Below are 6684 nucleotides of genomic sequence, written 5' to 3' on the forward strand. Positions count from 1 at the left end.
TCCTCGGAATCGTGGTGCCTTCTCACCGATCGTTGCCCGCACCCAGAGCATCTGTCGCCCCGTTGGCCCCGTCGCGTACGACTGTGTGAAGCTCATCTTCGTCCGGTGCGGCTCAGCGATCCTCCTCAGCGAGTTCGGCGAGAAGCCCGTCATCGTTGGTGACCTCGTCGCACTCGGGGCGAACACTTTGTGCGGAAGTCAGCCCGAAGGCTCGATCACCTTTACCACCCTCTACCTCGACCGCGACTACGTGATCGATCAAGTGTTCTGGCAGTACGCCGCATTGCTGGCTGATCGGTTGGATGCGCAGGGCTTCGCCGATGAGCTGTACTCCGAGCCTGCACAGATACTTCACCTCGGTAAGGAGCGCACCGGGATGCTGATGCCGTGGTTGGATGAGCTGGTCTCGCTCAGCCTCGACGGACTGTCTCCAGACCGGTTCTACCGGATGCAAGCACTGCTGTTCGCTGTCCTCGACGTGATCAAGCCGTACATGAAGACCACGCAGAGACGGCGGTCCCCGACGCAGCGGAGGGCCACCCGTCCCGGTCCCCCATCGCTGCGTCGGTTCGCGCCGCTACGCGCCGAGGCCCGGCAAGCCGCCGAACTGCTGCGCGACATGCCTGAGCAGCGGTGGACACTCCACGAGCTTGCAGACACTGTGCATCTCTCGCCGTCTCAGCTCGGCCGGGTCTTCGTCGACGCCTACGGGAAAACGCCGATGACGTACTTGGCGACGCTGCGCGCCGAACGCCTGGCACGGTTGCTGCGTGAGACCGATCTGCCGATCGAGGTGGCGATGCGTGAGGTCGGCTGGCACAGCCGGGGTCACGCCGCGCGGCTGTTCCGCCAGTGTGTCGGAGCGAGCCCGACGCGGTATCGCCAGCTCGTCCGGCAGAAGGCACTGACCTGACGGTTCGATACCGATATTCGCGTTTGCGATACACGTATCCGCATCATCGTCCGATCCTGCGCCCTCGTCACCTGACGGGCTGGTAGTCCGGTAGGACTCGTCGGATTCACCCCGCGCACTGACGGTCACACCGTCGGCCTCCGTCTCTCGTCACTGGTGTTCCCGGCGCACCTGATGTTCACCGAGCCCGATCGGCCCGGTGCTCAGGGTATCGGGAGGAGACAGCGACGATGGCTACGACACGGGAGGAAGCTCAGGCCGCGCGGGAGGCGAAGCTCGATGAGCTGCATGAGCGGCTGACCGGCGCGGTGGAACAGCTCGTCTCCGGCGACGACTGGGGCCGGGCGCTCGCGTTCGCGGCGCGGTTCAGGGCGAGATCGTTCTCCAACATCCTGTTGATCTGGGCACAGCATGCCGCGGCTTTCGAGGCAGGTCGGGTTCCGGAGCCGGTGCCGTCGTATGTGGCCGGGTATCGCCAGTGGCAGGGCCTGGGCCGGCAGGTGGAGAAGGGTCAGTCGGGGTACATGATCCTCGCCCCGGTCACCGGCCGCTTCGCCACCGCGACACCGTCTGACCCTGAGTCGTGGCGGCGACTCGGCAAGGGCGAGAAGCCCCGCCCCGGTGAGGTCGTGCGCTCGAAGATGATTACCGCCAAGCCCGCCTACGTGTGGGACGCCTCGCAGACTGCCGGTGATGCGATCCCGGAACCGCCCGCGCCGAAGTTGCTGGAAGGTGAAGCACCGGTCGGGTTGTGGGATGGTCTGGCCGGGCTGGTTGAGGAGCGCGGGTTCACCGTGCTGGCGGTGCCGCACGAGGGCATGATCCACGGCGCCAACGGCGTGACGGACTACACCGCGAAGACGGTCGCGGTCCGGGAGAACATGGACCCCGCCGCTCAGGTCAAGACGCTCGCTCACGAACTCGGGCACGTCCTGATGCACGGTCCTGACCAGGAGGATGCCCGCCAGCATCGCGGCATCGGGGAGGTGGAGGCCGAGTCGGTGGCGCTGATGATCGGCGCCGCCCATCACATGGACACGACCGGGTACACGATCCCGTACGTGTCGACCTGGGCTGCGCGGGTGGACGGCAAGGAACCGGTCGAGATCGTCAAGGCTACCGGCGAGCGGGTCCGCAAGGCCGCCCTGACGATCCTCGGTCAGCTCGACACCGCCCAGGTCGGTGACGGCACTCCGCCGGGTCTCGACCGTGAGACGCCGCAGCGCAACCAGCCATCCCATGAGCGCTCCGCACCCGAACGCGCAGCGTCGGGCAGGCAGGTCGAGCCCGTGCCCGAAACGGGTCCCCGGCCGGTGGCCAGCGCGGCCGTGATGCAGGGACGGGATCTGTGATGGCCGCTACGGACGCGCTCGCGGGTGTGCTGTCGCAGATGACCGGGCCTTGGACGGTCTCCGCCGCAGCACGAGAACTCGCCGCCGCAGGCGTGCCGCTGTTCCCGTGCGTGCCGGGTGGGAAGCGTCCGCTAACCGAGCACGGCTTCCACGACGCCACCACCGATCCTGGCCAGGTGGAGGCCTGGTGGCGGACGCACCCGGATGCGAACCTCGCTGTCCCCACCGGCGCCACCTCCGGGATGGTGGTGGTGGATGTCGATGTCCACGGCCCCACCGACGGATTCGCCTCCTTCGGGCGTGCCCACCGTGCCGGCCTCGTGTCGAGGTGGGCGTTCCTGGTGTCCACGCCGTCGGGTGGGATGCACGCCTACTACCCGGCGACACCGGAGCAGGCGACGCAGCGGTCCTGGCAGTCCGCGCGCGCCGGTGTGGACTTCCGTGGCGACGGCGGCTACATCCTCGTCCCACCCTCGATGGTGTCCATCAACGGTGCAGTTGTCGGCTACCGGGTGCGTCAGATCAATACCGGCCCCTCGGCGACGCTGGATTCGGACCGGCTGCGGGACTTCCTCGACCCGCGCCCGATGCTCCGGCCCAGGACGGGCGACGATGTGCAGCGGTCGGTGGATGTGTCGCGGCTGGTGACGTGGGTCGCTGCTCGCGGCGAAGGGGAACGGAACCGGGGCCTGTTCTGGGCCGCTTGCCGACTGGCCGAGAACGGTGTCACGACCCCCGATGCACTGGATGTGCTCACGGCCGCGGCCTCGGAAGTGGGGTTGGGCGAGCGGGAGATCACCGCCACCGTCCGCTCGGCCTACCGCACCACCCAACCCCCCGCCCGCCCTTCCTCGACGGTGCGGGGCTCGGCGCGGGCCGCGGACGGGTGGTTTGCTCGCGAGGCGACCGTGCGGACGTCCGCTCCGGGGCCACGGCTGTCATGACCGTCCCTAGCAGTCCGTCGAGTCGGCGGTGGGCGGTGGTCACGGCGGTGGCCGGGACGGTGTTCATCGCCGGCGGCGCGTTCTGGCTGTCGTTCACGGCGTTGGCGGACCTGGCCGCCCGCTCCGGGGTCGGCGGCTCACAGGCGTGGGCGTGGCCGCTGATCGTCGACGGCATCATCGTCGTGGCCACCGTCGCCGTCGTCGCCCTGGCCGGCCATCGGTCGGCGTGGTATCCGTGGGCGCTGCTGATCGGCGGCGCTGCCGTGTCGGTGACCGCCAACGCGATCCACGCCGTGGTGGCTGCCGATGCGGACGTGCCCGGGGTGCTGGCGGCTGCGGTGGCGGCGGTGCCGCCAGTGGTGCTGCTGGCGATCACCCATCTGACCGTCATCCTCACCCGACCGCAACTCGCCGCCGAGGTGCCCGCATCCACCGACGAGTCCGAAGCCGCAGCGATCGAGGGCCCCAGCCCGGATGCAGCGTGGGAGCCGGTATCGGCGGCGACACCAACGGATGCGGTGGAAGCCACCGCGCTGTCGGCGCCGATACCGCAGGAGAACGACCCCGTCGCAGCTGCCGGCGTGAGGCAGGCATCAGTGGACCGGAGCGCTGACCCGCAGGTCGATGCCGCGGCGGGTTTCGCCGATCGGCGTGCGCGGGCGGCGGCGCTGCGCGGGCAGGGATGGTCGAACAAAAGGATGCCCGGGAACTGGGCGTGCACGCGTCCACGGTGGGCCGGTGGTTCACCAGCGCGCACCTTCCCGATACCACCGAGCACACCGATGCCGAGGAGGCGAAGGACGCATGAATCCCGATCATGACCACCAGCAGGAACCTCACCGGCGACCGCCGGTGCCGGAGACCGATCACCCGCCGTCGACGCCAGCCGAGCAGGTCGAGACACCACCGGCCGAGAAGACCGAGACCCCGCCGGTCGAAAGGGCGGAGACACCAGAGGCAGTGCAGGCGGCGAGGATCGCTGGTCTCCGGGGCAAGACCCGTGAGCGGCTCGCACAGGATGCGGGCCTGCGTGCGCGGGGGGTGGAGTGGGTGCGGCCTACGGACCTGCTCGCCCGGAAAGGGGCGGCGTTGGCGGGGCGGGGCATCGACTTGGAGGTCGAGTTGGCTCGCCGCACCCGCACCGCCACGAACACCGGTGTGCGAGGGCTTGGGGATCGGGCGCGCCGGTTGCCGCGCTGTCGGCCTTTGGCCGCAGCAGGACAACTCAGTCCGTTCCGTCGCGTTCGCCGGTCGGATGAGCTGAGCAGGTGAGAGGTCATGAGCACCACCCGGGCAGGCAGCATGGACGTCGTCGTTGGGGACGGCGTGCGCACCTGCCTGTCAGGAGGTGCTCCCACCATGACCGAGAAGGCTCATACCACTAATCACCAGAGAACCGAGAACGGCGAGGACTTCACGCGCAGCGAAGGTCTACGCACGCTGCTGACTCGCCTCCACGATGCCGGGCCGGGTGCGTGGGAGCACGACCCCACAGCCGCGGCACTGATGGCCTACGCGGCGGAGAAGTACGCGCCACTGGCACGCAAGCACGGCCTGGACCCCTGGGAGGCCGCCACCGCGGCATTCGACGTGATGCGCACCCAAGCTGCCCGCACGGCGAAAGATCCGTGGGCGGTGATCACCCACGCGGTGCGGATCACCTGCATCTTCGAAGAACGCGCCCAAGGACTCCTGTGCTCCGTCCACCAGGCACGCCGCCCGCACATCTCAGCGTTCCACGACCCCGAACGCTTCTCCGACCGGGAGACGCCGCTGGCCGACTACCACCCGGCGTTTCACGTCACCGACCACCCTCACCTCGAACCCGATGCGACAGAGTCTTCCGCGTCGGCGCGGGCGTACACGTCTGCCGGTTCGGCCGTCGAGGACGCGATCGCTCTGTTCACACTCCTGGACTGGCCGCCCGACACAGCCCGGGCCGGTGTGGAGCACGTGTGTGCCGCGTTAACGAAGGCGGGCACGCGGCAGGCCGCCTACGAGAGCCTGCGCCGCGACCGGCACGCCCGAGCTTTGCTCGACTTACCCGGCGGCTCGTGGACCGCGCTGTTGAAGGCGCTGCTGGGTAACCCCCACCCCGCCTACGCCGCCACGACCGCGGGGCGGGGCGTGCTGCTGCGGCTGCTGATCGGCGAGACACTGCCGGTGCTGCTGCGCGACGACGACCTCGTCCTCGTGGTCTCGCTCGCCACCCCCACCCATCACCACCGCCGCGACGACCGTGTCGATGACGACGATGCCGCCGATGGGGGTGGGTCGCGATGAGAGCGCCGGCGGGGTCCATCGAGCTGGAACGCACCGTCGCCTCGATCCGGGTCGGCCACCGGCACCGCGCCGAGCTGGGCGACATCCACGAACTGGCTGCCTCCATCGACCGCGACGGCCTCCTCCAACCCATCACCATCACCCCCGACGGCGTGCTCGTGTGCGGGGCCAGGAGGCTGACCGCGATCAGACAGCTCGGCTGGAAGACCGTCAACGTGTGGGTCCGCTCGGGCATCTCCGACCGGCTCGGGCACCTCTTGGCCGAGCAGGACGACAACGTCCTGCACAAACCCCTGACCCAGACCGAGGCCGCCGCCCTCTACCGGGAGCTGAAAGCGCTGATGGCCGAAGACGCCGCCCGCAGGCAGGCCGCGGCCCGGTTCAGTGCGGCGAATCAGCCTGGAAGTAACGGTGGTGCAAATTTTGCACCACCGTCACCGGGCGCCTCCGGGAAGACCGGGAGCAGGCTGCGGCGATGGTCCCCGGCGGTGCGTCCCACACCACGCTGGACAAGATCAGCTACATCCAGCAGCTTGCCGACGACACCGCCCAGCCGGCCGCGCTACGCCACTACGTGGCCGGCGAGCTGGAGCGAATCGACGCGGGTGCCGCCGTCGATCCGATCTACCGGCACATCCACGATCTCGCCGAGACAGCCAGGGATGAGCGCGAGTCGGACCTGCACCAGCTTGCCGCCGACGCGCTCGCCCGCGCCAAGACCGCGACAGCGACAGCGAAGAAGCGCACCCCTCGACCCGCGCCGCCAGCCGACGACGATGCTGCACCGGTGCAGTATCCGGTGCGGGCGTTCGTGCTGACCTGGACCGAACTGGCCGACTGGTGGACCCACTACGACGCCGAGCAGCTCGCCGCCGAACTCACCGACGAGCAGATCGAGTCCTTCCTGACCGCCGTCGAGGGCACCAGCAGGTTCGCCGCGGAACTGCGGACCGCCCGCGACCGCCGGGCAGGCCACGAAACCCCGCCCGCACGGGGGCACCTGCGCGCCCTCTGAGCATTCGGGCGACTGCGGGTGCACGTGGTGCACCTACAAGGCATGAAGCCTCCCGACCTGTCTGCCCCGCGTTCCCGTCACCGACTGATCGCCGCACTCGCCGCACTCGTGACGGTCCTGGTGCTGGCCGGTGTCGGCGTCTACGGCCTCCTCGCCGGACCACCCACCGCGAACGAG

5 protein-coding genes and 2 pseudogenes are annotated in these 6684 nt (G+C 69.5%); all 7 read left to right on the forward strand.

Going from position 1 to position 6684, the window contains the following annotated elements; all coding sequences use genetic code 11:
- Positions 1-28 precede the first annotated feature (28 nt).
- The 7 genes and pseudogenes from JOD47_RS17385 (at position 29) to JOD47_RS17415 (ending at position 6507) form a co-directional block, all read left to right on the forward strand.
- Positions 29-913 carry a helix-turn-helix domain-containing protein gene (locus tag JOD47_RS17385; protein WP_204536875.1) on the forward strand — a complete coding sequence of 295 codons (885 nt, stop codon included), beginning with the start codon at positions 29-31 and terminating at the stop codon, positions 911-913.
- A gap of 230 nt (positions 914-1143) precedes the next feature.
- Complete coding sequence (locus JOD47_RS17390; RefSeq protein ID WP_204536260.1) at positions 1144-2265, forward strand: ArdC-like ssDNA-binding domain-containing protein; 1122 nt, start codon at positions 1144-1146, stop codon at positions 2263-2265.
- Positions 2262-3209 (forward strand): bifunctional DNA primase/polymerase, encoded by a 948-nt coding sequence (locus tag JOD47_RS17395; protein WP_204536262.1) that lies wholly within the window; start codon positions 2262-2264, stop codon positions 3207-3209. Before JOD47_RS17390 ends, JOD47_RS17395 begins: the two co-directional genes overlap by 4 nt.
- Positions 3206-4017: pseudogene (locus JOD47_RS17400) on the forward strand (DUF2637 domain-containing protein). The gene JOD47_RS17395 and the pseudogene JOD47_RS17400 overlap by 4 nt, the downstream one beginning before the upstream one ends.
- Positions 4014-4481 (forward strand): hypothetical protein, encoded by a 468-nt coding sequence (locus tag JOD47_RS17405; protein ID WP_239548158.1) that lies wholly within the window; start codon positions 4014-4016, stop codon positions 4479-4481. Before JOD47_RS17400 ends, JOD47_RS17405 begins: the two are co-directional and overlap by 4 nt.
- Positions 4482-4568: 87 nt before the next feature.
- Positions 4569-5492 carry a hypothetical protein gene (locus JOD47_RS17410; RefSeq protein WP_204536877.1) on the forward strand — a complete coding sequence of 308 codons (924 nt, stop codon included), beginning with the start codon at positions 4569-4571 and terminating at the stop codon, positions 5490-5492.
- Positions 5489-6507 (forward strand): annotated as a pseudogene (locus tag JOD47_RS17415) (ParB N-terminal domain-containing protein). Before JOD47_RS17410 ends, JOD47_RS17415 begins: the two are co-directional and overlap by 4 nt.
- The last annotated feature ends 177 nt before the right edge of the window (positions 6508-6684 follow it).

This window comes from Arthrobacter tumbae (assembly GCF_016907495.1).
Lineage (GTDB): Bacteria > Actinomycetota > Actinomycetes > Actinomycetales > Micrococcaceae > Arthrobacter_D > Arthrobacter_D tumbae.

Coding starts and splice junctions, on each gene's coding strand:
- JOD47_RS17390 (WP_204536260.1), top strand. CDS start 1,144: ATGGCTACGACACGGGAGGAAGCTCAGGCCGCGCGGGAGGCGAAGCTC.
- JOD47_RS17405 (WP_239548158.1), top strand. CDS start 4,014: ATGAATCCCGATCATGACCACCAGCAGGAACCTCACCGGCGACCGCCG.
- JOD47_RS17410 (WP_204536877.1), top strand. CDS start 4,569: ATGACCGAGAAGGCTCATACCACTAATCACCAGAGAACCGAGAACGGC.